Origin of the sequence: Listeria cornellensis FSL F6-0969 (assembly GCF_000525855.1) — a bacterium.
Lineage (GTDB): Bacteria > Bacillota > Bacilli > Lactobacillales > Listeriaceae > Listeria_A > Listeria_A cornellensis.
Window position 1 is genome coordinate 32,737 of sequence record NZ_AODE01000032.1, and the last position, 25,052, is coordinate 57,788.

At 42.2% G+C, this 25,052-nt stretch carries 20 protein-coding genes and 2 pseudogenes; 10 read left to right on the forward strand and 12 right to left on the reverse strand.

Annotation, left to right across the window (positions count from 1 at the left end; genetic code table 11):
• Window positions 1–3 precede the first annotated feature (3 nt).
• Window positions 4–2,137: pseudogene (locus PCORN_RS13155) on the reverse strand (MMPL family transporter).
• A gap of 135 nt (window positions 2,138–2,272) precedes the next feature.
• Between PCORN_RS13155 and PCORN_RS13160 the strand changes: the two are divergent.
• Window positions 2,273–2,818, forward strand: coding sequence for a TetR/AcrR family transcriptional regulator (locus tag PCORN_RS13160; RefSeq protein ID WP_036081475.1), 546 nt, complete (start codon window positions 2,273–2,275; stop codon window positions 2,816–2,818).
• Window positions 2,819–2,830: 12 nt separating this feature from the next.
• The gene (locus tag PCORN_RS13165) at window positions 2,831–3,094 is read left to right on the forward strand and encodes a hypothetical protein (protein ID WP_036081478.1); all 264 of its coding nucleotides are present in this window, start codon (window positions 2,831–2,833) and stop codon (window positions 3,092–3,094) included.
• 67 nt (window positions 3,095–3,161) lie between these two features.
• On the opposite strand, the gene PCORN_RS13170 is transcribed toward PCORN_RS13165, so the two are convergent.
• Window positions 3,162–4,079, reverse strand: a complete 918-nt coding sequence (locus PCORN_RS13170; RefSeq protein WP_036081480.1) for an aldo/keto reductase — start codon at window positions 4,077–4,079, stop codon at window positions 3,162–3,164.
• A gap of 73 nt (window positions 4,080–4,152) precedes the next feature.
• Window positions 4,153–5,154, reverse strand: coding sequence for a DUF4003 family protein (locus PCORN_RS13175; protein WP_051999476.1), 1,002 nt, complete (start codon window positions 5,152–5,154; stop codon window positions 4,153–4,155).
• Between the two features lie 194 nt (window positions 5,155–5,348).
• Between PCORN_RS13175 and PCORN_RS21395 the strand changes: the two genes are divergently transcribed.
• Window positions 5,349–5,447, forward strand: a complete 99-nt coding sequence (locus tag PCORN_RS21395) for a type I toxin-antitoxin system Fst family toxin (RefSeq protein WP_149024356.1) — start codon at window positions 5,349–5,351, stop codon at window positions 5,445–5,447.
• A gap of 195 nt (window positions 5,448–5,642) precedes the next feature.
• Here the strand turns inward: PCORN_RS21395 and PCORN_RS13180 are convergent, their stop codons facing one another.
• The 4 genes from PCORN_RS13180 to rpsF form a co-directional block, all read right to left on the reverse strand.
• Window positions 5,643–6,992 carry a branched-chain amino acid transporter BcaP gene (locus PCORN_RS13180; RefSeq protein WP_051999477.1) on the reverse strand — a complete coding sequence of 450 codons (1,350 nt, stop codon included), beginning with the start codon at window positions 6,990–6,992 and terminating at the stop codon, window positions 5,643–5,645.
• 301 nt (window positions 6,993–7,293) lie between these two features.
• Window positions 7,294–7,533, reverse strand: a complete 240-nt coding sequence (gene rpsR, locus PCORN_RS13185) for a 30S ribosomal protein S18 (RefSeq protein ID WP_036061496.1) — start codon at window positions 7,531–7,533, stop codon at window positions 7,294–7,296.
• 53 nt (window positions 7,534–7,586) lie between these two features.
• A complete protein-coding gene (gene ssb, locus PCORN_RS13190) occupies window positions 7,587–8,150 on the reverse strand; it encodes a single-stranded DNA-binding protein (RefSeq protein ID WP_036081483.1) in 564 nt (187 codons plus the stop codon).
• Between the two features lie 59 nt (window positions 8,151–8,209).
• On the reverse strand, window positions 8,210–8,503 hold the full coding sequence (rpsF, locus tag PCORN_RS13195) for a 30S ribosomal protein S6 (RefSeq protein WP_036081486.1): 294 nt from the start codon (window positions 8,501–8,503) through the stop codon (window positions 8,210–8,212).
• Between the two features lie 512 nt (window positions 8,504–9,015).
• On the opposite strand from rpsF, the gene PCORN_RS13200 reads away from it, so the two are divergent.
• The 7 genes from PCORN_RS13200 (at window position 9,016) to PCORN_RS13235 (ending at window position 17,750) form a co-directional block, all read left to right on the forward strand.
• A complete protein-coding gene (locus PCORN_RS13200; protein ID WP_036081488.1) occupies window positions 9,016–10,113 on the forward strand; it encodes an AcpB/EbpR/MafR family transcriptional regulator in 1,098 nt (365 codons plus the stop codon).
• Window positions 10,114–10,950: 837 nt separating this feature from the next.
• Window positions 10,951–11,490: a hypothetical protein gene (locus PCORN_RS13210; RefSeq protein WP_149024357.1), complete on the forward strand. Its 540-nt coding sequence runs from the start codon at window positions 10,951–10,953 to the stop codon at window positions 11,488–11,490.
• Between the two features lie 4 nt (window positions 11,491–11,494).
• Window positions 11,495–11,821, forward strand: a complete 327-nt coding sequence (locus PCORN_RS13215; protein WP_149024358.1) for a hypothetical protein — start codon at window positions 11,495–11,497, stop codon at window positions 11,819–11,821.
• Window positions 11,822–11,876: 55 nt separating this feature from the next.
• Window positions 11,877–12,944: an FN3 associated domain-containing protein gene (locus PCORN_RS13220; protein ID WP_036081499.1), complete on the forward strand. Its 1,068-nt coding sequence runs from the start codon at window positions 11,877–11,879 to the stop codon at window positions 12,942–12,944.
• Window positions 12,883–15,000, forward strand: coding sequence for a chitobiase/beta-hexosaminidase C-terminal domain-containing protein (locus tag PCORN_RS13225; RefSeq protein ID WP_036081502.1), 2,118 nt, complete (start codon window positions 12,883–12,885; stop codon window positions 14,998–15,000). The genes PCORN_RS13220 and PCORN_RS13225 overlap by 62 nt, the downstream gene beginning before the upstream one ends.
• Window positions 14,960–15,460 carry a hypothetical protein gene (locus PCORN_RS13230; protein ID WP_036081506.1) on the forward strand — a complete coding sequence of 167 codons (501 nt, stop codon included), beginning with the start codon at window positions 14,960–14,962 and terminating at the stop codon, window positions 15,458–15,460. The genes PCORN_RS13225 and PCORN_RS13230 overlap by 41 nt, the downstream gene beginning before the upstream one ends.
• Entirely contained in the window at window positions 15,372–17,750 is a 2,379-nt protein-coding gene (locus PCORN_RS13235) for an immunoglobulin-like domain-containing protein (RefSeq protein ID WP_149024359.1), read from the forward strand. Before PCORN_RS13230 ends, PCORN_RS13235 begins: the two co-directional genes overlap by 89 nt.
• 60 nt (window positions 17,751–17,810) lie before the next feature.
• On the opposite strand, the gene PCORN_RS13240 is transcribed toward PCORN_RS13235, so the two are convergent.
• From PCORN_RS13240 to PCORN_RS13260, 5 genes and pseudogenes are all read right to left on the reverse strand, one after another.
• Complete coding sequence (locus PCORN_RS13240; protein ID WP_036081512.1) at window positions 17,811–18,437, reverse strand: NAD(P)H-binding protein; 627 nt, start codon at window positions 18,435–18,437, stop codon at window positions 17,811–17,813.
• A gap of 205 nt (window positions 18,438–18,642) precedes the next feature.
• Window positions 18,643–22,101, reverse strand: a complete 3,459-nt coding sequence (locus PCORN_RS13245; protein ID WP_036081515.1) for an immunoglobulin-like domain-containing protein — start codon at window positions 22,099–22,101, stop codon at window positions 18,643–18,645.
• A gap of 262 nt (window positions 22,102–22,363) precedes the next feature.
• Window positions 22,364–23,033: pseudogene (locus PCORN_RS13250) on the reverse strand (sugar transferase).
• A 14-nt stretch (window positions 23,034–23,047) separates the two neighbouring features.
• Window positions 23,048–24,322 carry a nucleotide sugar dehydrogenase gene (locus PCORN_RS13255; protein WP_036081518.1) on the reverse strand — a complete coding sequence of 425 codons (1,275 nt, stop codon included), beginning with the start codon at window positions 24,320–24,322 and terminating at the stop codon, window positions 23,048–23,050.
• Window positions 24,323–24,342: 20 nt separating this feature from the next.
• Window positions 24,343–24,801 (reverse strand): DUF4352 domain-containing protein, encoded by a 459-nt coding sequence (locus PCORN_RS13260; protein ID WP_051999478.1) that lies wholly within the window; start codon window positions 24,799–24,801, stop codon window positions 24,343–24,345.
• Window positions 24,802–25,052: the final 251 nt, after the last annotated feature.

A 25,052-nucleotide genomic window follows, 5' to 3' on the forward strand; every position in this document is an offset into this window, starting at 1 on the left:
GTCTTACTTCTTATCCTTCAAATGATGCCCTTCAATATCTAATGATGGCAACACTTTATCCAACCATTTCGGCATATACCATGAACCTTTTCCGAATAATTTTGTTAGGGCTGGGATGATAGTTAGACGCACGATGAATGCATCGAACAACACACCGAAACCTAACGCAATTCCGATTGATTTAATCATTGGATCTGGCGCGAAAACGAAGCTGATGAAGACGGAGAACATGATCAGAGCTGCTGCAATGATGACGGGGCCGCTTTCTTTCAAGCCGGTTTTGATGGAATGCGTGTTGTCTTTTGTTAGCGTGTACTCTTCGTGGACGCGGGACATGAGGAATACCTCGTAATCCATTGCGAGCCCGAACAGGATACCGATTGTGATAACTGGCAGGAAGGCAAGAACTGGGCCTGTGGTGCTGATGCCGAATAGTTCTTTAAATACGCCGTCTTGCATAACCATTGTTGTGAAGCCGAGTGTCGCTGTTAAGGAAAGCACGAAGCCAAGTACGGCTGTTAGTGGAATCAATAGCGAGCGGAACACAACGGTTAGCAGGATGAATGCCAACACAACGATAACGCCTGCAAAAACCGGAATCGCGTCGTTGAGTTTTTGCGACATGTCGATGTTGATTGCACTTTGTCCGGTTACTTCCATATTGATATCATACTTGCTGTCTGCTGTTTTTGCGTAGCTACGCAAGTCATGAACGAGTTGCGTTGTTTTATTGCTCGTCGGTCCTGTTTTTGGAATGACAGTAATCAGCGCGTAGTCACCATTCGCATTCGGCATTGGCGGCGTCACGATGGCCACGTCTTTCATGCCAGAAATGTGTTTTGTGACTGCAGCTAGATTTGCAGCACTGCCTTTTTCTGTTGTATCCGCTAGAATGACTAATGGCCCGTTAAAACCTTCGCCAAATTTGTCGGATAGAATATCGTACGCTTTTTTCTCGGTGGAGTCTTTTGGTTTCGAACCGTTATCCGGGATTCCGAGTTCCATTGAGCCAAATGGGATGCTTAGTCCACCTAGAACGATAACTGCAGCTAGGAATGCGATAAGTGGCTTCCCAACGACGAATTTCGTCCAAATGTTGTCGCCTTTTTTGCCAGCTTTTTCTTTTTGTGGCTTGATTTTTTTATGGAAAATGCCGATGAACGCTGGGATTAGGATTAGCGCGGAAAGCACGGCGAAAAGAACGCTGAGCGCGGAGGCAAGCCCCATCACGGTCAGGAATTCGATGCCGACAAGGGATAAACCACAAACGGCGATAATAACGGTAATTCCGGCAAAAATAACGGCGCTACCTGCTGTTCCTGTTGCGAGTCCGACTGCTTTTAGGTGATTTTTCTCAGTGCGGATGATTTGGCGGTATTTAAATAGGATAAATAACGCGTAATCGATCGCCACGGCGAGGCCAATCATGACCGCAAGCGTGAGCGTGACATTTGGCATTTCGAAAAAGCTTGAAATGATTGCGATGATGCCGACACTTGTTCCAAGGCTCAGGATTGCTGTGATGATTGGCAGTCCTGCTGCGATAACAGAACCAAACGCGATGATTAGAATCACGAGTGCCACGACGATACCGATTGCTTCTGAGGAGCCGCCGATGTCCATTGGCGTAATCATGACGTTACCTGTCATTTCGGTTTGAAGATCTTTGTCATCCATGCCGTTTAGCGCATCTTTAACTTTATCAATAGATTTCTCGTTTACCGCAAGCGCGCTGACATTGTAACTAATATCAGCAAAAGCAGTTGTCATGTCTGGACTGATTGTTTTTGCTTCGTATGGATTCGCGATACTTTCTATTTTATCGTCACTTTTTTTTGATTTCTGCTAAAACTTTCGTGATGGCAGCTTGTGATTCTGGTGTCACGATGCCTTTTTCTTCGTCGCTTTTAAAGACGACACGGATGCTACCTTTTTGACTGTCCTGTTTGAATTCTTCCTCGATTTTATTCGAAGTATCGAGTGATTTCAGACCGCTCATTTTGATGTCATCTGTAAAATTAATACCTTTAATAGCCAGTACGGCCACGATTATTCCTAAAACAACAAACCAGGAAATGATTGTTTTCCATTTGTGTTTTGCAAAGGTCTGTCCTAATTTGTAAAGTAAATTTGCCAATTGGTTGTTTCCTCCTTCGATTCACGCTATTATATATTTATAGACATACAGTGTATATTACACGATTTCGAGATGAAATGTAAGAGCCAGATTGTTTAGTTTGTATAGTTAAGCAACACTTTAGGAGATGTGTAGATGAACGATTCGGATTTACGCGTGCGAAAAACGAAAAACGCACTTTATAAAACGCTATTGCAAATGCTTGAAACGCAAGAATTAGCAAGCGTTACGGTGAATAGCATTTGTAAGGAAGCTTTAATTCACCGGACTACTTTTTATAAGCATTTTTTTGATAAATATGATTTGTTAATGTATGTGTTGCATGAGCAGTTTCAGGACTATTTTGCGTTAGATATCAAGGATCGGATTAATCATCCGTTTCAGTCTGGATTTGATACGGTATACATGGATATGCAGTTGGTCCTCGAAAAGCAGAAAAATGATGATACGTTTTTTAAGACGATGGCTTCCTTTTTCTTGACGGAATTTCAGAAAGATATCGAGGCAAATATGGATAAGTTGACGCTTTCGGATGATATCCCAGCTGAGTTGTTGACGTATATTTATGCGGCAAATTTGGGCGCAATTATGTATTGGTCTCAGCAGATGACGACTCCCGCTGATTGGGCACAGATGGATAAGCTTTTTAAAGCCGTTTTACCGGTGAAAATTGATTTATAGAGGAGTATAATTATGACAAAAACCAACAATGAAACCCTGATGCTAGTCCTTTCTATCGTTTCCTTCTTCATTCCGTTTGGAACTGTTTTGGCAATTTGGAGTCTCGTCGCGAGTGTGAAAGCCCGAAAAATCGAGAAAAACTCTATGAATACGGCCACTTTGATACTCTCAATTCTTAGCCTTATTTATACGGTTGTTGCTTTAATCCTGATTGGGATTGGATTACTTGCCTTTTTCAATGATCCCTCAGGTGTCACTACGATTCAAATAAATTAAAAAGCTGTGCGCGCCAATCGTCTGGAAACTTAGGTGATTGGCGCGCATAGCTTTTTATCGTTTAGTATTAAGGCAACTCATTACCCGCTGCCAGATAGATTTCGTACCATTCTTGTCGTGTTAATGTAATATTGGACGCCGCGCTGATCGCTTGTAAACGTTCAGGATTCATCGTGCCGACAACCGTTTGAATCTTCGCTGGATGACGTAAAATCCATGCTGTCGCAATCGCCGTATTTTCTACACCTTTTTCAGCAGAGATACGGTCAATCACTTTGTTCAACTCAGGGAATTTCGGATTATCTAGGAAAACACCTTCAAAAAAGCCGAATTGGAACGGTGACCACGCTTGAATCGTAATATCTTTCAGACGACAATAATCTAAAATGCTACCATCGCGGTCCACCGAACGATCAATCGTCATATTCACATTAAGACCCGCGTCAATCATACCTGTGTTTGTTACGCTTAGTTGCAACTGATTTGCAACCAATTTCTGCTCCACGTACTTACTCAAAAGCTCGATTTGCATCGGATTCTGATTACTTACGCCGAACTCACGCACTTTCCCACTTTTCTTAAGCGCCGTGAATGCTTCTGCTACTTCTTCTGGTTCCACCAACGTATCAGGACGGTGAAGCAGTAAAATATCGATATAATCCGTCTGCAAACGTTTCAAAATACCGTCCACCGACTCTAAAATATGTTCTTTCGAAAAATCGAACATGCCTGGACGAATCCCACATTTCGACTGTAAAATCATTTTTTCGCGTACTGACGGGTTCATTCCGACCGCATCTGCGAAAACTTCTTCTGATTTTCCGCCACCATAAATATCCGCGTGGTCGAAGAAGTTAATCCCCGCATCCATCGCCGTATTGACCATTTTTGCCGCGTCATCCTTCGATAAATCTGCCATACGCATACAGCCAAGCGCGATTTCAGGAACTAGCAAACCAGTATTACCAAGATTAATTTTGTTCAATCCGAACACCTCTTTATATAATTTGATAAAACGCTTACCCTCTTATTTTCACACTACAAGCGGGCGAAGTCAATCAAGAACCCCCACCACTACTCGCAGCCGCCGCACTTGCTGCCGCTGCTGCACTTGCCGCTGCCGCCCGTTCAATCGCGATCAACACATGCACCGACACCATCAAACTTTCAACCTGCTCTTTCGTCATATTCCGAGCCTGATCCTCGGTGTACAAACTGAGCGCCATTGCCGTGTAAAACTCCCGATTCCAGCGCAGTCCACTATCCTCGCGCATCGCCTCAAGCAAATCGAAAAACACCGCGTCCAATTCCGTACTCTCCCGCACATACGCCAAAATCCCGAGCGTCACATAATGAATCGGACGAATTTTCACATCCGCTCGCTCCAGCTCCTCCGCCAAATGCACGACCTTTTTCACATAGTTCGCGTCACGCTCCAAATAAATCAAAGTCGAAGTCGCCGCCAAAAACTGCAAACTATCATTTCTTCGGAATCCCGCACGATTAAATTCGGTAAAATAGTACTCATTAATCTCCGTCAACTGCTCCACCGAAAGCGACGTATCCAGCTGCGCCATCAACACTGCCGACGTTACATCCTCCGCCCCTGTCAAAAATGGATGCTGCTTCCGCAAAGCCATATAAATATCACGCGCCCGCTCCGCCACATTTCGCGGTTTATCCGCCGTCCGCAAAAGCAAATACGCACCAAAATACGTAAAGTTCGTCCGTTTGAATCCGCTTTCCACAAGCAATTCATAATTATCAATGACACGCGCCACTGTCTTCTCATCATTTTGCCCATTCACCAATAACAGCCCGGCAAGCGACGCCCGCGTATTCCCATCGAGCGCATTAAAGAATCCCAATTGCTTCTTAAAAAGCGTCGTCGTATCCTTAAAAGCCTGGCTATCCATCACTTCCTGCTCACTTGTGAATAATTGCGCCACCAAAAACCTGATCCGCTTATCAACGCCCATCACGCCCGAATTTTTCACCTGCTGAAAGTTCACTAATAAATCACTAACGATTCTATCACTATCAAAAACCAAATCTGCCATACGCCGTCGCACTCCTTCGATATCACGTTATTTATTACTCCTATTGTACCAAAGGAAGAAAAAGGACTACAACGCGAAAAAAAATTTTGCTCTGATTAGTACAAAATTGTTCTTATTCTATCTAAGGAATCATGCTATACTTATGGCGTCGTCTACCTTCAGATGAACTTTTTCACTGAAGGGAGGTGTTATATATGTTAATCCTATTTTCCAGTGTTATTGCGCCGATTGTAGTTGGTTGCACTATTGCATACTTCAACTATATGTTAGAAAATCGACACAATAAAAAGTAGACGACACTTCTAACCCTATAAAAAATACCCTAGCTGTTACCGCAGCTAGGGTATTTGGGTGTTAATATGCTAATCCTATTTCCAATTTCATTATAGCACGATTTCCATTCATTTTCAAACTCGAAAATTTTGCGCTATTTATTATAAAACCGAAATGATAAGAAATAGACGGCACTTCTATCTCCATTTCAAACCCTATTTATTCAACGTACTATTCCTACGCCCAAATGTGAAATACAGAACCAAGCCCAACAAGAACCAAATCCCGCAGGCAATCCACGTTTCGACGGATAGTCTTGTAATTAAGAATAGACACATCAAGAACGACACAATCGGCAATACCGGATAAAGTGGCGTTTTAAAACCACCGCCTGCAATCGACTTGTTACGACGCAAGAAAATGATACCAATCGAAACCATCATAAATGCGAATAACGTACCCATGTTTACGAGTTCCGCCAAGCGATTTAATGGCACGAATCCAGCGAAAAACATGATAACAATCGCATATGTCCATGTACTTTTGATTGGCGTGTTTGTTTTCGCATCGATTTCCGCCATACTTTTCGGCAACAAACCGTCACGACCCATCGCATAAATCAGGCGTGTTCCGCCGTACAACATAACGAGAATGACCGTGATCATCCCAACCACCGCGCCGAGTGATACGATACCCGCAATCCAATTTTGATTGATGACTTGTAATGCAAAAGCAACTGGATCAGCCACGTTCAAGTCTTGATATGAAACGATTCCGGTCAATACGATAGAAACCGCGATGTATAAAACCGTACACACGAGCAGCGACCCAATAATCCCAATCGGCATATTTTTCTGCGGATTTTTCACTTCCTCAGCAGCCGACGAAACCGCGTCAAATCCCAGATATGCGAAAAATACCAATGCCGCACCGTTCAGCACACCATTAAATCCGAATGGCATAAACGGCTCCCAGTTATCCGGTTTCACATAAAACGCGCCCACCAAGATAAATAGCAAAATCACGCTAATCTTCAAAATAACCATGAAAGCATTGACCCGCGTTGATTCACGAATTCCACGCGTTAATAAATACGCAATAATCGCCACAATCGCAATCGCTGGAATATTAACATACGTGCCTGCCGCTGGATTAAATGCTCCAGAAATAGCATCGGGAATATTGATATGAAATCCTGACAATAGCGTTTTGAAATACGATGACCAACCACTCGCAACAGACGCCACGGCAAGACCATACTCGAGTAACAGCGCCCAGCCAAGTAACCAAGCAATAAACTCGCCAAAAATGATATAACCGTACGTGTACGCGCTGCCAGCCACAGGAACCGACGACGCAAACTCCGAATAACAAAGAGCTGCGAGCGCACAGACTACCGCAGCGATGACAAAGGACAGCACAATCGCTGGACCTGAATAAAGCGCCGCAATCGTTCCTGGTAAAATAAAAATCCCTGTTCCCACAATTGCCCCAACACCTAGAAAAATAAGATCCATCGCGCCAAGTGTTTGCTTTAAGTGAATACTATTACTTTTATTATGAATAAGTGCTTCTAACGGTTTTTTTTCTTAATAATGATTTCCAAAACATAATTTTATGGTAGCTCCTCATTTTTTATTGTTATAAAATGTCTATGTACATCATACCTTTAATGCGGATATGCGTCAATGCTTTAAATGATAAATGTGAAAACAATACAATCTTATTCTGTATTGTTGGTTGTAGGGTTGGTGTGTTTGTTTGTGAGCTGTATTCCCCTTTGACGATAACAGCCTCGACAGATTAACTACTCGCTTATACTCGGGCTGTAACCAAAAAACCTCCCGAAATCGGGAGGTTCTGGTTTTATTTCTCTTCAGCAACAAATGGTAATAATGCTACTTGGCGTGAGCGTTTAATAGCAATCGTTAATTTACGTTGATATTTAGCGCTCGTTCCAGTTACACGACGAGGAAGAATTTTTCCACGTTCGGAAACGAATTTCTTCAGTAACTCAGTATCTTTATAGTCGATATGCGTAATTCCGTTCGAAGTAAAGTAACAAACCTTTTTCCGACGGCGTCCGCCTCTGCGTCCTCCAGCCATTATAGTTTCCTCCTATCAAATTAAAATCCAGTCATACGTAAACTTCACACTTTTTAGAACGGCAAATCGTCATCTGAAATGTCGATTGGCTTGCCATCACTAGCAAATGGATCGGCGTTACGTGGTGCTTGGTAACTCTGAGATTGAGGTTGTTGTTGATTCTGTTGTCCGTAGCTATTATCATTCTGTTGGCTTCCGCCGCCGCCAGTATTGCTAGTGCTATACGACTGCTGCTGTCCACCGCCATCATTACTGTTACTGCTGTAGCCGCCACCACTATTACCGCCGCCGTTTGCACTGCGGGGCTCTAGGAATTGGACACTTTCAGCAAGAATTTCTGTTACATAGACACGCTTGCCGTCTTGACCTTCATAATTACGCGTTTGGACCTTGCCGTCAACACCTGCTAAGCTCCCTTTTTTAAGGAAGTTCGCAACGTTTTCGGCTGGTTTTCTCCAAACAACACAATTGATGAAATCTGCTTCACGTTCTCCAGCTTGGTTAGTAAAGTTACGGTTTACAGCAAGTGTAAATGTCGCAACTGCAACGCCAGCGGGAGTATAACGTAATTCAGGATCTTTTGTCAGACGACCAACTAATACAACACGGTTCATCATAAGTAGAACCAACCTCCTCTCTTTTTTTCATAAAAATCCGAGCCATAACTCGGGGAATATTAAGCTTCTTCTTTAATAACCATGTGACGAATGATATCATCAGAAATTTTTGCTAAACGGTCGAATTCATTGATAGAATCCGCAGTAGTAGCAGAAATACGAGTGATTTGGTACAAACCGTCTTTATGGTCTTCAATTTCATAAGCCAAACGACGTTTACCCCAATCCTTCGATTCGATGATCTCCGCACCATTGTCAGTTAAAATGCCGTCGAAGCGCTCTACTAAAGCTTTCTTCGCCTCATCTTCAATGTTTGGACGGATAATGTACATAATTTCATATGTTCTTGCCATCTCTTTACACCTCCTTGTGGTCTTAGCGGCCCTGAAGCTATTCCATAAGCGATATAAATCGGCGGCAAGCGTTCGCATTCCGCCAGTTTAGCGGACTTCCGGTTCTCATGTACACGAGTACACTCCGCTTCCAGCTTCCACGAAACTGGCGGAATACAAACGCTTTCGCTCGATTTGCTTAAAGCAGAATTTGACGTCCTACCCATTCAAAAACAAGGAAGACCTACAATACTTTTTTAAGCGTTTCATCTCTTATATTATAACAACCTCTCTAGTCTTTTCAACGCATTTTGCGGCTTTGAAACTAGAAACGGGCAAGGAATAATTTTTAATTACTCACGAGGTATAATTATAGCATAGCTTATTGGGTATCGCAACTATAATTATGATGGAAATGGAGCAGAGTTTTCGCGTTCTTTCTATAAATAATTGGGTACACAACGCGCTCACATTTGACCTCTGCTGGAAATTTCATTAGGATAGTAATATAGAAGATAGGGGAGGCTTTACTAATGAAAAATATTATTCCCGCATCAGATTATCGCCGATTAAAATTACTCAATTTACTGTTTTTTGCAGAGGCTCCGATTGTAAAAAAAGAGGTCGCTGCCATGGTCGAATGCTCTGTTAACACTTTGAACGCAGATATCTCAACGCTCAACGCTACACTTCCTGAGGAGATCGCCCAGATAAATGAGGCCGATAAAAAATTATCTTTAACAGCGACTGCTCAGATTAACTTTGATTATTTAACGGCATATATGATATCGACAAGTCATCTGTTCCAATTGGCTCTTTCTGTTTTTAATGGAGAGAAAACGACAATCTCAGAATGGGCGGAGAACAATTTTGTTAGTAGATCGACTTTTTATGTAAAATTGGCTGAGGTGGATACTTTCTTGGCTCGAAGCCGTCTTGTGCTTAACAACGCCCCACTCGGAATAGAGGGTAATGAGATTAATATCCGATTCTTTTTCTACCATCTCTTCAGTAAATGCTACCCGTATGCCGGTTGGGTGATTCCAGATTTCAACTTTGACAGCTGTATCGATAAATTTATTCAAAAATTCGAACAACATATGAAAGTTTATTTTTCACCAAGTACCCGTGTTGATTACGCGACTGCTATTGCCGTATCTTTGAGGCGTATCAAGCAAGGACACACGATTAATGTAACCCCTGAAGATGAACAATTTTGGGAAGATATTTATACGTACCATAATGCGATGGGTCTTGATTTTAGCGATTTGGAAGATGCGCTTGGTAGTCCCTTAATTCCTGTCGAGCGTTACTTGTTTATTATAATGTCCTTCCTGGGTTCATTTACGTACGTTAATCGAGAACGGATGAATATGCGCCTCTACCATAATGGTCAATTTCAAGGGTCGCGTACGGTAATTGCCGAGGACCTCTTGACAATTATAGACGACCGAATTGCTGATACCCTTTTACTAAAAGTCAGCATAGTGGATTATCTATCACGCTTCCTCTTCATTGAAAAAGCGAACCTGATTCTAGATGTTGATTATTTTTCGGAAAAACTCGTGTCTGAGACGCAGGATAAAGAAAAAAATTATCACTATCTTAAAAAAATACGAAACCTTACCTGATTTCCAGTTTTTGAGGTCGAATCGAGAGGTCATTTCAACTTATATCCATAATCTTTTTTCTGTTGCCCTTTTGACCGAGACTTATACTCGTGCCCTCCATATTAAGATTATCTCAAAAAGCGGTTTTATGTGGGAGGAATTTTTGAAAACGCAGATTCGCCGATATTACTCCGAGGAAATCATCATTTTCTGCGATGATCTTAAACCCAGGGAGCATTGGCCGCAACACGATCTTATCATCAGTGATGCTCCAGTGCCCAATATAACAGGCGTCAATATACTAGTTTGGCATATGCCCCCGATAAAACGGGATTTCGCAGCTTTGAGTGAGATTGTAGAAGCTAGATATGACAATAGTTAATGAAAACAGTACACTCCTAAAATGTGAGTGTACTTTTTTTTAAAAAAACACATGAATAAAAATACAATAAAACGAATAAAAATACGTTTACATACCCCTAAAGATAAAGTGTCTTTTTTGTGAATATCCTTTTTTACAGAAAAAAAAGTTACCTGCCTTTTAATGACTTACAACCTGAAATGAAGGTAAGATATAGGTAGGGACAAAAGAGATTAATATATGGGTAGCCAGTCGAAATAAAAAGGAAAGTGGTGATTCAAAAGCATATAGAACAGGGTATACGCCAAGGCTATCATGCAATAAGATACTTTATAACGAATAGAAAATCAAGTTACGAAAAATATAAAAACCACACAAAATTTGTTAAAAAAGAGTTTGACACAATTACAATTAAAATGTTAACTATTCTAGAGAAAATAAGGAGGATATAACTGCCCGTCATAAAAAGTTATGCATAAGTAGTTATGATTTTAAACATGAAAAAGAAAAGTAATTTTGGATTAAAAGTTTTATCAATGGCGATGATCGTCTCTCTCATGGTACCAAGTTCCATTGGGAATATCGTGACATTCGCAGAAACCCCAGCCACGACACAATCTACAAACACTGCAGACGCAGAGCAAACATTTTCATTCGCAAAAGCATTTCCAATTCAAAAAAGTGGCGATGACGCCGAAGTTTCGAGTACAGCGGTGAACTTAATAAGTACCGGCCTCGATTTACACGGTTTAGCAGGCGCAACACAGTCCACTTATTTACGATTTGCCGATGTGGCCCTACCAACAGACGCAAAAATCACGAAAGCTTATATCGCATTTACAGCCCGCGATGCATCCACAGCAGCACAATCCACAACTATCAACGTAACAGGAGAACTCGGCACGCAAGCCGCATTTTCCAGTACTGCCGCATCCTTCGCAAGCCGCACATTTACAACAACCACGATGAGCATGAAAACCCCCCGTTGTTACCGCAAATACCATTTTCAACACCGACGACGTTTCATCTATTGTTAAAGAAATGCGTGCAAATACTGCCGACATCAAGGACTACGTATTCAAAGTATCTGGCAGTGGCGTAGGCTCATTCGTTATGCGCTCTTTCGACTCCAGCGCTCCAATGGCGCCAAAACTCATGATCGAATACACGTCTCCAACAGGCGAATACAACGCAAAAATCAGCAACACATCCGATGACGCAGACGAATCAGGCACAGCTAAAACTATCGCCTTAAATGCTGAAATGAAAATCGGCGGATACACAGCAGCAGCGCTAACTCCGGCAAATAAAAACCTGTCCGCGTTCCGTTTTGCGAATGTAGACCTTTCAAAAAAACGCGAAAATTGACGATGCTTATTTAGAATTCACAACAAAAACTACCGTCGCCAAACAATCTTCCAACATGGCGATTTCAGCTGAACTAGGCAATCCAGCAACCTACACAAGTACTGCTGGAAACATCAGCAACCGTAACTACTCGGCTTCTACCGTGAAATATCAACAACCTTCTTTCACAGTGGCCAAACAAGTTATCCGAACACCTAATCTAAAAAGCATCATTGACGAAACACGCTTAATGGGTTGGACAAACGGAGACGCGCTCGCTTTTAAAGTAGATGGCGACAACTATATCGGTAGCATTTATCAAGGTGGAGCCGATGCAGCCCTACAACCAAAGCTTGTTATTAAATATTCATACAGCGAAAAAGACGCAATCGGCGAAGAAGTTATCCAAGATCCCGCAAAAATGAAAAACCTATTTATAAATGAAGTTGCGGGCATGGGAACTGACACTCAGGCAGACGGCTGGATCGAAATTTTCAACAATAATGATGCGCCAGTATTTCTTTCAAAAGATGTTTTTATATCCGATGATGCGAATGCTTTAGATAAATCTGAGCTCAGCAACATCTACATCCCAGCAAAAGGATACCGCATCGTGAAGGCGAACGGCACGCAAAATAATGCGTCTGCAAACTTCACGTTAGGCGACCGCGATACAACGCTTTATCTATCTACAAAATACGACGGCAGCTTCCACACGCTTGATACTTTTGCCGTGAAAAAAATGCCTTATAACGAAACATTAGGTCGTTTTAATGACGCAGACAAAAATCTCGTTTCCTACACAACAGGGACATATGAAAGTTCAAACAACGGCGCTACTCCACTAGTAAACATCACCCCCAGCCAAACAACAGGAATGTACAAAACCGGTTTCGACTTAACATTAAAAACAGATAGCATCAACACAATCAAATACACGCTTGACGGTTCAACGCCAAGCGAAACAAAAGGCACGACTTACACAGGTCCAATCAAAGTCGACAAAAATATGACAGTCAAAGTCTATGCTTACAACGCCAAGCAAAATAGCGGTGTTCAAGCATACGCGTATTCCCTTCGTGATGATGCGGAAAATATCCCTTCAGCGAAAAAAAGAATATCGTGTCAAAGCCGGTACAGATGATGCCTCAGTAAATGCTACATCTACCAATTTGACAGCCACATCACTCAATCTACATGGCCTTCTAAAAGCTGTGCCAGAATCTACATTTGTGCGCTTTGCAGATGTTTCGATCCCAGCCGATGCCGTGATTACAAAAGCTTACCTTACCTTCACAACACTAACAGCATCAAGTACACCAACAAATTTATCAGTTGCAGGTCAAGTCGGAAATGGTGGGGTCTTTGCATCCACCGTCGCTTCCTTTACAAACCGCGCCCTGACAGAGGCTACTGCAAAATCTACAACACCAGCAAAAGTAGCAGTCAACGATCTTGTAAACACAGGCGATTTGACAGAAGTTATCAATGAAATGCGCAGTTCCAATGCCGTACTGAAAGACCTTGTTTTCAAAGTAGACGGCGATAAAACTGGATCTTACGCTGCCCGTTCTTTTGAATCGAGTGCTACGATGGCTCCGAAATTAGTCCTAGAATATTACTCAGAAGACGGTGATTCTAGCGCTCAAGTAGCAACAGCAAACGACGATGCAGAGGAATACGGGACAGCAAAAACAATGAACCTTGTTGACAATCTAAGAATCGGTGGTTACTACACAGCTACCCTTACTCCAACGTACAAAGATATCTCCGCATTCCGTTTTAACAATGTTACAATCCCAGAATCAGCAGAAATTGAAGATGCTTATTTAGAATTTACAACATCCGCATCAACGACAGCAAAAGTAAGTTCTAACATGGAAATCCGTAGCGAACTTGGTAGCCCAGGAATTTACAATAGCACAGCTGGAAACATCACTTCCCGTTCTTACAGTAACTTGGTCGTGAAGTACAATCAACCAGCATTCACAGCAAAAAACCAAATCGTTCGCACAGCTAATTTAAAAGACCTTATCAATGAAAACCGCTTTAATGGCTGGAAAGATGGCCAATCCATGGCATTCCGCGTCGATGGCGACAACTATATCGGTAGTGTCTATCAAGGCGGCGGTGCCAACTCAGCTAGGCTTATCATCAAATATAAAAATAACGGCAAAGGCCCGAGCATCGAAAACGCTCTCGCAACACCAGACAAAATCAAAAATGTCTACATCAATGAGCTGTCATCAGAAGGAACCGCAAGCTCTAAAGACGCGTGGGTAGAGCTTTACAACGACAACGATGTACCAGTTGTTTTAGGCAAAGGTATGTACTTGACAGACAAAACGAAAACACTAGACAAATTCGAGTTTTCAAACCTTGTTATTCCTGCAAAAGGGTACCGCGTGGTGTATTCCGACAAAGCACCTGAACTTGGGAACAACCATTTAAGCTTCGAAATCGGCGGTAGCGGCGACGTTATTTTATCCGCAAAAGTCGGTTCTGAATTTAAAACGGTAGACTCCATCAAATATACAAAACAAGCGTACAACCAAACATTCGGACGTCAAACAGACGCAAGCAAAACATTAACACTATTTAGCTCTGAAACGTTCGGCACGTCAAACAACAGCGGTCAAACAAACTACACGGTGCAATTCAGCAAAGATCGCGGCATGTACGACACTGATTTTGACTTAACAATGACTTCTAAAACCGGCACCACACTGAAATACACCCTAGACGGTAGCGAACCAAGCGCAACAAAAGGAACGATTTACACTGGCCCAATCAAGATCAGCAAAACAACCGTTGTTAAAGTTTACGGCTATGATGCAACTGGTAACACAGGCGTCCTTTCCAACACGTACGTTCTGCGCGACAATTACAAAAACGAAGTCACATCAGGCGTTCTATGGCAGTTCAAAAATAACATTACAAGCGATGAATACGCACAAGCCATCGATGACTTCCCAATCGTTTCCGTAACAGGCGCGGCAGCAGATTTAGTGGCTACCTCTTACAGCCCTGGAACATTTGAGTATTTAGATTCACACATGGGCGGCGGCGGAACCAACTACTTCAACTACTCCGGTGCTGAAAAATTCGGCCAAGTAAGTGCTGCTCAATACAACGCCGGCGTTGAAGTTAAATTTCACCGTGATTACAACGCAAAAAAAAGCAAAATACAACTTCTTTGACGCAAAACCAGGCGAAACATTCCCAGTTGTAGGTAAATTCAGCAAACTCGAACTAAAAGAAGGTCAAGACGGTCCACAAAGTGACATCTACAACCTAGGCTACAATCGCTACGATGAAACAGTAACGAACAGCTTAGCGCAACAAATGAATAAAATCTCCCTACACACAAAATACGTACACTACTACTACAACGGGAAATACATGGGCGTAAAAACAATGCGTGAAGACTTTGGTCAAAACATGTTTGAAGAATACTTCGGCGGTAGCGATGACGATTACACGAAAATCCGCTTCCAAGATGGCTATTTCATTCCTGGTATTGTAGAAGCTGGCGACGGAGACGCAAACATTTTGACAAAAGTAAAAGCCGTTGCAACAGCGAAAAACTTCCAAGAATTTAAAAAACTATGTCGATGTCGAAGATTTAATCAAAACACAAATCCTCTTCATGTTTATTGATACCGAGCAAGAAGTAGACGCCGTCGTTTCCAATGATATTTTAAACGGTAACGGCATCAAGATGAAATTTAACATCAATGATACAGATGGTGCTTTCTATAATAACGGCGGGACTGGCACGACCTCTTCTGCACTCTCAGGCGGTGGCGGAACGTATCGCTACAAATGGTCCATCCTTGACCTTAACTCAAAACTTGGCGCTGGCTCTCTATTCGGTAGTTTTTCAGGCAATAGTACTACGGTACCAACAGCCGGAAACCTAGAGTTCAAAACGCTCGTAAAAGACCAAGTCCTAAAACAAATTGGCCCAGCAAGCGGTGACTTCGCAGGTGCAGACGGCGCTCCATTATCTGTCGCCAACGTGAGACAACTCATTCTGGACAACCAAAAAGAACTCGACGCTGCGTACAAACTAGATGCAGCATTTATGGGTGCTAGAACTACCATTTACAAAGATTGGTTAGCCACCCAAGTCAAAGTCCAAGCACAAGTCCCTGACCGTGTGAAATACAACTTAGAAATGTGGACAAAATACGGCATGGCACACACACTACAAAACGTAAGCATCATACCGAGTGGCTCCGGCGTAGTTTTAAACAACCCTAACGCCAACACAGACGTTTACTATACAACAGACGGCACCGATCCAATGGGTGCAGACGGCGTTGTATCAAGCAAAGCAACAAAATATACAGCAGGAACAGTCCTAGACAAAAAAGTAAAACTAACCGTCCGCGCTTTTGCAACAAACAACTGGGGCCCAATGATTGATAACGGTCTAGCAGCAGAACAAGCCCAAAAAGAAGACACTGCAACAAAAGCAGTACAAGCTCTATTCACAAACGACAACATCGCATCTGGAACAATCAAGAAAGAAACAGATCAAGCTACCATCGACGCAGCACAAAAAGCAGTAGACGCTGTTGCCGATCTAGCAACAAGATCTGTATTACAAAACAATTTAAACACAGCCAAAGAACTACTCGCAAACCGAGGCAAAACATCTGGAGCCATCACAACAAACGACTTTATCATCGGAACAGATAGCTATATTAAAGGCACCTACACAGGAGACGTCACAAAAATCGGCCTGGAAGTTAACAATACGCCACAACAGATCATCAATGCAACTGGCTCACCTTACCAATATTACGCCAAAGGCAAAATCAACGCGCCAACCGATCAAGTCAATATAATTGGCTACGATAAAGACGGCAACGAGCTTCAAAAGACGAAAGTAAACGTACAGAAACCAACAGCAGGACAGATCACATTGAACCCGTTCTACCTCGGTAAAGACAACTATGTAACAGGACAATTTTCAGGCGATGTAGCGAAAATCAGTTTGACCGTCAATGATGCCGAAAGTACGAAAATCACCGTGACAACAACAAATTTCCAATACTACGCTAATAAACTCATCCGCAACATGACAGACAAAGTGAAGTTGACAGCTTACGACATCAACGGCAAAATTCTCGCCACCCAGCCAGTTATCATCGCAAAAGAAGCCGCTACAGTTGGCGCTATCACTTCTCTAGCACCATTTAAAATCGGGAAAGACAACTATGTAACAGGACAATTTTCAGGGGATATCGCGAAGATTAGTATGACGGTCAATAATGCGGAAGGCACGAAAATCACCGTTAGCGCACCAGACTTCAAGTACTACGCGAACAATGTCATTCGCAATCTGAGTGATACTGCCAAACTGACTGCTTACGATAATGTCGGCAAAGTCCTAGACACAAAAACAATCACCGTTCTAAATGGCATCAGCCTACCTGGAAGCATCGACACTATCGCGCCATTCAAAATCGGCAAAGATAATTATATAACAGGAACATTCACAGGTGATATAGTGAAAGTAGAGCTACAGATCAACAAAGCCCCCCAACAACGCATCAACGTAAAAGATTACATCATCAAATACTACGCGAAAACAAACATCACGAATACTAACGATGTCATTGAACTAGTTGGCTATAACACAGCTGGCGACGTCGTTAGCACAAAAGCAGTACCAGTAACATCAGCAAACGGCGGCGTGACTGTGAACCCATACGTGCTTGGCGACGGTTATGTAAAAGGCCAATTTACTAGTGACGTAGCACGAATTAGCTTGACTGTAAATAACGCGAAGAAAACAACCATCAGTGTCCCACCAACTGGATCAGACTTCCAATACTACGCGAAACCATTGATTAAGAATCGGACAGACACCGTTTCACTGACAGCATATGACTCACTGGGCGGAGAAATCCAAACAGTAAGCGTGCCAATTTTATAAGCGTGTATACACGAAAAGAGCCTAAAAGATATGAACAATCTTTTAGGCTCTTTTCACATTTTATTTAGACGCCGAAATAATAACCCCTTTTCTACTATAACGTTCCGGCTGGAGCAACAAATTCGCGAGGACAACTGCCAAGCTATAAATACTGATTGGCTCACCTTCCACCATCTCGTCCTCCTCTTGAAGAATCGCTTTTTCAATACTATTATCATATTTGAAGAAATGCGACATCAGCAACGTGTAATCCAAACTACTGTCTTCAATGATCTGCGCACCTAATTTCTGGTTCGCCACATATGTTCTCTCCGTCTCCTCGTCAAAACCAAAAGTCTTTGCAAGCGCAATATTCTCCTCTGTCACTTCATCCTGTCTAATTTGAAATTGCGTGGTCCAAAAAAGCCTTTTCACTCCTAGCTTCGCCATCGTTTCAACTAATGGGGTAGCGAAAGTCTCCACGTGGAATGGGCCCAATGTAGAGAAAACAACATCTTGACCTTGAAGCGCTCCTTCCAGATTTTCCGGGTTCGTTGCGTCGCCAAAAATGACTTTTGTAGTCGAAGCTACCTCTATATCCTCTTTTTCTCGGCCAAACAATGTTACATTGACATTAGGCAATGGTTCTAAAAGTTGGTACACCGCCTTCCCAAGATGTCCAAAAGCGCCTAAAATTACGATATTCATTCTGCATTCCTCCATTCTTTTAGTTAGAATCACGATGTGATATTTATCACATGATTGGAAACAATGTTACTTATAAAGATCCCACTCATCACACTATATCTCTACCTTCCTCATCATAAACAATTTTTACCACCTTGTCAAAACTACGTACTTTGAAATATAAATAAAGCGACGACCCATAGCTGGATCGCCGCTCTATTATTGATTATTTTGCTACTACTGTTACTGTTTTCGTATCTAACACGTTACCGTCTTTATCTAGAGCTTTGATAGTAACTACGTCATTTACAGATTTAATTTTGTCGAAAGAGTAGAACTTGAATTCGCCATCTGTGAATGTTCCACCTTTATACGTTGTTTCGCCTACTGTTACTTGTACTGATTTCACTTCACCTGTATATGATCCTGTGATGTTCTTATCTGTTCCAAGTACTAGTGCGTTCGGAGTGATTGTACCTTTGATTACGTTTTCTGCTGCTGGTCCTACTAGTTTAATTGTTTTCGAATCTAGTAGTTTACCTGCTTTGTCGTATGCTTTCATTGTTACTACGTCGCTTGCACTTGCAATTTTATCGAATGCGTAGAACTTGAATTCACCGTCTGCAAAAGTTCCACCTTTGTAGTCTGTGTTTCCTACTGTTACTACTACATAGTGTACGTCATCTGTATACGTTCCTGTGATGTTTTTGTCGCCTGGTACTGCCATTTCATTCGGTGTAATGCTACCTTTTGTTACTACTGGTACGCCTGTTACGATTTTCAGTGTTTTTGTATCTAGCAATTTACCAGCTGAATCAAATGCTTTTACTGTTACTACATCTGTTGCGTTCTTGATTTTGTCAAAAGCGTAGAATGTGAACGTGCCGTTTGTTACTGTTCCGCCTTTGTACTCTTTGTCGCCTACTGTTACAGTCACTTTAGTCACGTCATCCGTGTAAGCTCCTGTGATGTTTTTGTCTGTTGCCAAGTTGTATGTTGCTGGTGTGATTTTACCTTCTGTTACGACTACGAATTTCACTTCTGTTTTAGCTAGTTCTTTACCGTATTTGTCGTATGCTACTGCGAATACTTCGTCTGTTTTCTTGATGTTTTTGTCGTTAGCGTAGAATGTGAATGTGCCGTCTGCTTTTACTGCTCCACCAGTGTATTCTTTGTCGCCCACTAGTAGGGAAATTTTAGCTACGCTACCTGTGAATGATCCTGTTACATACTTGTCTCCACCGATTAGGAAGTCAGCTGGTGAGATTGTTCCGACTGTTGATAAGCGTTCATTCAGTAATGCTTGCGCACGGTCTAAGTCTTTTTGTAGACTTGCTTTTACTGCTGGATCTGTTACTGCGTCAATTAGTTTTTGTGCTGCTTCGATTGTTGCTTGCGTCGTTGTATCTTTGATCACGTCTGTCGATGGCTTGTCGCTGTTAAATAGTTCGTTTACTGCTTTTTGTGCTGCGTCTTGTCTCGCTTTTTCTGCTGCTGCTGCTGCTGCATTTTTTGCGTCTAACAATTCTTGTGCACGTTTTAAGTCTTTTTCTAATGCTGCTTTTACTGTTGGGTCTGTTACTGCGTCTACTAATGCTTTCGCTGCGTTAATGGAATCTTGATTCGTGATGTCTTTAATTGCGTCTGTTGATGGTTTGTCGCTATTAAATAATTCGTTCACTGCTTTTAGCGCTGCGTCTTGTTTCGCTTTTTCTGCTGCCGCTGCTGCATTTTTCGCGTCTAACAATTCTTGTGCACGTTTTAAGTCTTTTTCTAATGCTGCCTTTACTGTTGGGTCTGTTACTGCATCTACTAATGCTTTCGCTGCGTTAATGGAATCTTGATTCGTGATGTCTTTAATTGCGTCTGTTGATGGTTTGTCGCTGTTAAATAATTCGTTCACTGCTTTTAGCGCTGCGTCTTGTTTCGCTTTTTCTGCTGCCGCTGCTGCATTTTTTGCGTCTAACAATTCTTGTGCACGTTTTAAGTCTTTTTCTAATGCTGCTTTTACTGTTGGGTCTGTTACTGCATCTACTAATGCTTTCGCTGCGTTAATGGAATCTTGATTCGTGATGTCTTTAATTGCGTCTGTTGATGGTTTGTCGCTGTTAAATAATTCGTTCACTGCTTTTAGCGCTGCTGCTTGACGATCTTTCTCTGAGCTAGCTGCGTTACGCTCATTTAGTAATTCTTGTGCACGGTTTAGATCTTCTTGTAACGCTGCCTTTGTTGCTGGGTCTGTTACTTTATTAACTAATGCTTGTGCTGCGTCGATGGAAGCTTGCGTTGTTGTATCTTTGATTGTATCTGTTGCTGAATCATTATTAGTGAAAAGTTCGTTGACTGCTTTTTGTGCTATCTCAGAAGTTCCTGTTGTTGTAATACGTTTTGCGTCTGCTAATACGAATTTCGTTTGAATATCGTTAGTAGATGAAATTGCGCCTACTTGTACAATTCCAGCTTGTAAAGATGCTTGTACCACTTGGAAGGTTGCATCTTGCCACGCTAGGGTTGGTGTTTCTGTTTTGTTCGTCGCATTAAATACACCGATTTCTGCCAGGTTATTGAAGTTAATCGTTGTTTTGCCATAAGCTGAAAATACGCGGTTAGCGCCTGTTCCGTTAGCATCTAGGTCTAACTTACGTGGGCCGTTGAAGTTGATTGTTGCGTTTGCTACCGTTGTACGGATAATGTGTGCCGTTGAGCCTGTATCTTGTTTCGCTACTAAACTTGCATTCGAATTGACGTTGAAATTCTGTCCGACTAACATTAACGCATCTGCGGCTACCCCAGCACGATTAATCGTCGTTGTCGAGTTCGTGTCAAACGTAACGTTGGCCATCGATGTGGTAAATAATTCAGCTTTGGTATCTAGGTTGAATGTCGCATTTTTTCCTACAGTGAAGTCGGTTGTATTGGCTGCATCAGAAAAGATAAATTTCCCACCATTTGTTTGAATATTGACGTTGGCACCATCTTGAATCTTAACGTACGAACCCGCACCATAAATTTGGAAAGTATTTAATGCGGTTGTTCTGTGATTCGCCGTGAAATTTCCTGCGATGTTCACTTTGTTGGCACGAACCATCTGATAGAGCGTTCCTAAGCCCTCAAATTGAGTAATGTCAATTGTATTTGTCCCTGTAAAGTTAACCGTACCATTGGTGTTGGCAGCCATTTGTGGACCTACATAATCGATGTTTTCAAAGTTTTGTACAACGCCTTTCACAGCATCATGTACTTGGAATGGAGCATAATAATGGGTCCCACGAATTTTCATGTTTTTGATATTCATCGTCTGCATTTTAGAAGAAGGTGAAACAATGACAGTGGCAGTATAACTTAGCAAATTCAGTTTACTTTCCGTGAATGTGTGCCCATTTCCGTTAATCGTCAGTTCTGTTTTATTCAGGTGAATATTAATGGGACCTGTCATCGTGATGTCTGCGGTTAATTCGATGTTAGTAATGCCATTATCTTTTTCAAGGATTTCTTTTAATGTTGCAAAATCGCCTACTTGTGTTGGTGCTTCTGTTGTTCCAATCTCAGAGCCTTCTGCCGCTGCACCTGTTGTTGGATAGACTGTTAACATTTGTGATAAAACTGTTACTGTTGCTAATGTTGCGAATAAGGCTTTTTTCACCTTTTTAGTGGATACTACGTTGAATGGGATTGATTTTTTCATATTTTATTTTCTCCTTTTGTTATGAGAGTCTGTCTCACAACTTGAATTTTTTGGGGTATTATTATTAAGAATCTTTTATGAGGGAATTTGTTATGAGGAATAAATAGTTTTTTTGTTTGTTTTTTGGGAAGTACTGCTTCGTTTCACATTGCTCCCACCTCCTAATTTGTTGGCCTACATATAATATATCAAATTTTTTCCCTAAAACAGGGATTTTCCAGAAACTTATTTTTGAAAATCAACTTTTTAGACACGTGGTTTTTTACATGCCATTTCCTTTGCTTGTAAATTCTTTGAAAGTGAGTAGTAGAATCTTGATGTTGAAGAGGATCGATCTTTTTTCGATGTATTCTAGATCGAGGTCAATCATTTCGTTAAAAGTCAGGTTGTTTCTGCCACTGACTTGCCACAAACCGGTACATCCTGGTGTTACGAGGAGACGCTTTTTTTTCATGGCTTGTGTAGTTTGCATATTCTGTCATCAGTGGTGGACGTGGTCCAACGAAGGACATGTCGCCTTTTAAAATATTGATGAATTGGGGGAATTCGTCGAGACTCGTTTTGCGAATCCATTTGCCGACGCGGGTGATGCGGGGATCGTCTTTCATTTTGAACATGTGGCCGTCCATCTCATTCTGGGCCTGGAGTTTGGCGAGTTGTGCTTCTGCATCGACATACATCGAGCGGAATTTATACATATAGAAGAGTTCGCCGTCTTTTCCGACGCGTTTTTGTTTGAAAAAAATCGGGGCTTTCCAGTTTTCGAATTTGATGGTGATGGCAATTGCGAGGAGGATTGGGAGGGAAATGAGGAGGGCAAAGACGGCGGCGATGATGTCGAAGATGCGCCATACTTTGTCGTGCAATGGTTTTTCGTGGGTTTCTTGGGCTGTTCTGGCCTGTTCTCGGAAATTATAATAGGTTTTTTCCATGGGCTTTCACGTCCTTAATTGAATTGGTATTGCGCCACGTCCTTCGTGACTTTGTACAGATTGCCGTAATTGGCGTAAACGACTTTTTCACCGACATTTTGAACCATATTTTTTGTGTCAAAAACGATCGCTGAGCGCATTTTATCGGTATAAGTGGTCGGAATGGTGCGGAATTCGTCATGGTCGCTTAAAACAACGATGAGTGAACTGTCGTCACATGCTTCTTCGCCTGTTAGTGGCGCGGATACAACATGTGGGTCGAAACTTTTTACGTCAAAACCTTCTTTTGTGAGCATTTCCTGGATTTCCATCGCTGGGCTTTCACGGATGTCATCAATGTTACCTTTATACGTAAGGCCGAATAGCGTCACTGTATTTCCGTCGCGTTGTTCCATGATTTGCTTCACGTTTTCTACGACGTATTCTGGCATACTGTTGTTTACTTTACGGGCAGTTTGCATAAGTGGGGATTGTTCTGGGGCTGCTGCAATAACGAAGTATGGATCTACGGCTAAACAGTGTCCGCCAACGCCAGGGCCGGGTTGGTGCAAGTTGACACGGGGGTGTTTATTCGCCATTTCGATCACACGCAGAGCGTCGATTTCGAGGTGATTACTGATTTTTGCAAGTTCGTTGGCTAATGCAATATTGAGGTCACGGTACGTATTTTCCATCAATTTGCTGAGTTCTGCTTCACCGGCTTGTGCTTTGATAATCTCGCCTTCAACAAATTCGCCGTATACTGCTGCTGCTTTTTCTGTACATTGCTCGGTGATTCCGCCGATGATACGCGGGTTATGGATTAGTTCGTGCATGATGTTTCCTGGTAAAACACGTTCTGGACAGTGTGCTAAGAAGATGTCTTGTCCGACGGTGAATCCTTGTTTTTCAATAAGCGGTTGTACAACGTCTGCCATCGTTCGTGGTGCAATCGTTGACTCTACGATAATCGTGTCGTTTTCCTTCAAAAGTGGTACGATGCTTCCTAGCGCTGACTCAACGTACGCTGTATCACATGATTTATATTCGTCGTTTTTGTTAGGCGTTGGTACTGCGATGATATAGGCATCTGCGCTGACTGGTGTTGTGCTAGCATGAAAATTATTTAAGGCTAAAGCGTCTTGCAAGTCTGCCTCTAGTCCAGGTTCTTCAATGTGAATTCGTCCAGCGTTTAAGTTGTCCGTCATGACTGGGGATAAATCCACCCCTGTCACCTTATTGCCGTACTTCGCAAACAAAATCGCGGTTGGTAATCCGATATATCCAAGTCCTACTACTGTAATTTTCATTGTTTTGCATTCCACCTTTCTTATTTTTCAGGGAGTGTGATTGTCCATGTCGCTTCTTGATCTGCCTTGCCAGTTGCTGGTTGATAAATGACCGTCACGTCCTGCTTGCCTGCCGGTACCTCGTAATAACCTGAACCTCGAAGCGTTTTACCTGCTGCAATCGCGTCACCGAAGTTGTTGGCGTGCATTCCGTCGACACTATGCTTCTTGCCGTTTTCCGTTTTCACAACGAAATCTCCTGCTCCAGCGCCTGCTTCATCTGAGCCTACATTCAAGATTTCAAAATCGATTTTTGCAAGTTGCGTTTTGTCATTCTTACTATTTAAAGTTTCGACGTGCGTCACTGTTATTTCTAAATCATTGGCCGTTCTTGTTTTTCCGATATCGTTCGCACCTGCTGTAGTGCCACACGCTGCGACAACTGCTACCAGAGTTAAGCTTAAAATAAATAACGCGATCCAGCTTTTACTTTTCTTCATAAAAAACTTCCTCTCTTATTTGCGATTATTTTTTTGTGTTGCGATTTAATATACTCATAGCTTACCATCCGAAAATCCAAAAACAGGGATTTTCCAGAAAATTGATTTGGATTTTCAGTTTGTAGGACAGAAGGGGTTGTGTTTGCGAAAAATTAGGTCCCTAGTATGGGTATAACCAAAGCGAAACCCCTATCTCGGGCTTGAGATAGGGGTTTCGCTTTGGTTATACCATACTAGGACCTAATTTTTCG

Bases quoted from the DNA above. Each gene is read 5' to 3' on its own strand.
- PCORN_RS13200 (WP_036081488.1), top strand. From the start codon at position 9,016: ATGAAAAATATTATTCCCGCATCAGATTATCGCCGATTAAAATTACTC.
- PCORN_RS13225 (WP_036081502.1), top strand. From the start codon at position 12,883: ATGATGCGGAAAATATCCCTTCAGCGAAAAAAAGAATATCGTGTCAAA.
- PCORN_RS13260 (WP_051999478.1), bottom strand. From the start codon at position 24,801: ATGAAGAAAAGTAAAAGCTGGATCGCGTTATTTATTTTAAGCTTAACT.
- PCORN_RS13165 (WP_036081478.1), top strand. From the start codon at position 2,831: ATGACAAAAACCAACAATGAAACCCTGATGCTAGTCCTTTCTATCGTT.
- rpsF (WP_036081486.1), bottom strand. From the start codon at position 8,503: ATGGCAAGAACATATGAAATTATGTACATTATCCGTCCAAACATTGAA.
- PCORN_RS13240 (WP_036081512.1), bottom strand. From the start codon at position 18,437: ATGAATATCGTAATTTTAGGCGCTTTTGGACATCTTGGGAAGGCGGTG.
- PCORN_RS13255 (WP_036081518.1), bottom strand. From the start codon at position 24,322: ATGAAAATTACAGTAGTAGGACTTGGATATATCGGATTACCAACCGCG.
- PCORN_RS13215 (WP_149024358.1), top strand. From the start codon at position 11,495: ATGCGTGCAAATACTGCCGACATCAAGGACTACGTATTCAAAGTATCT.
- PCORN_RS13160 (WP_036081475.1), top strand. From the start codon at position 2,273: ATGAACGATTCGGATTTACGCGTGCGAAAAACGAAAAACGCACTTTAT.
- ssb (WP_036081483.1), bottom strand. From the start codon at position 8,150: ATGATGAACCGTGTTGTATTAGTTGGTCGTCTGACAAAAGATCCTGAA.
- PCORN_RS13245 (WP_036081515.1), bottom strand. From the start codon at position 22,101: ATGAAAAAATCAATCCCATTCAACGTAGTATCCACTAAAAAGGTGAAA.
- PCORN_RS13220 (WP_036081499.1), top strand. From the start codon at position 11,877: ATGGCGATTTCAGCTGAACTAGGCAATCCAGCAACCTACACAAGTACT.
- rpsR (WP_036061496.1), bottom strand. From the start codon at position 7,533: ATGGCTGGAGGACGCAGAGGCGGACGCCGTCGGAAAAAGGTTTGTTAC.
- PCORN_RS21395 (WP_149024356.1), top strand. From the start codon at position 5,349: ATGTTAATCCTATTTTCCAGTGTTATTGCGCCGATTGTAGTTGGTTGC.
- PCORN_RS13210 (WP_149024357.1), top strand. From the start codon at position 10,951: ATGAAAAAGAAAAGTAATTTTGGATTAAAAGTTTTATCAATGGCGATG.
- PCORN_RS13175 (WP_051999476.1), bottom strand. From the start codon at position 5,154: ATGGCAGATTTGGTTTTTGATAGTGATAGAATCGTTAGTGATTTATTA.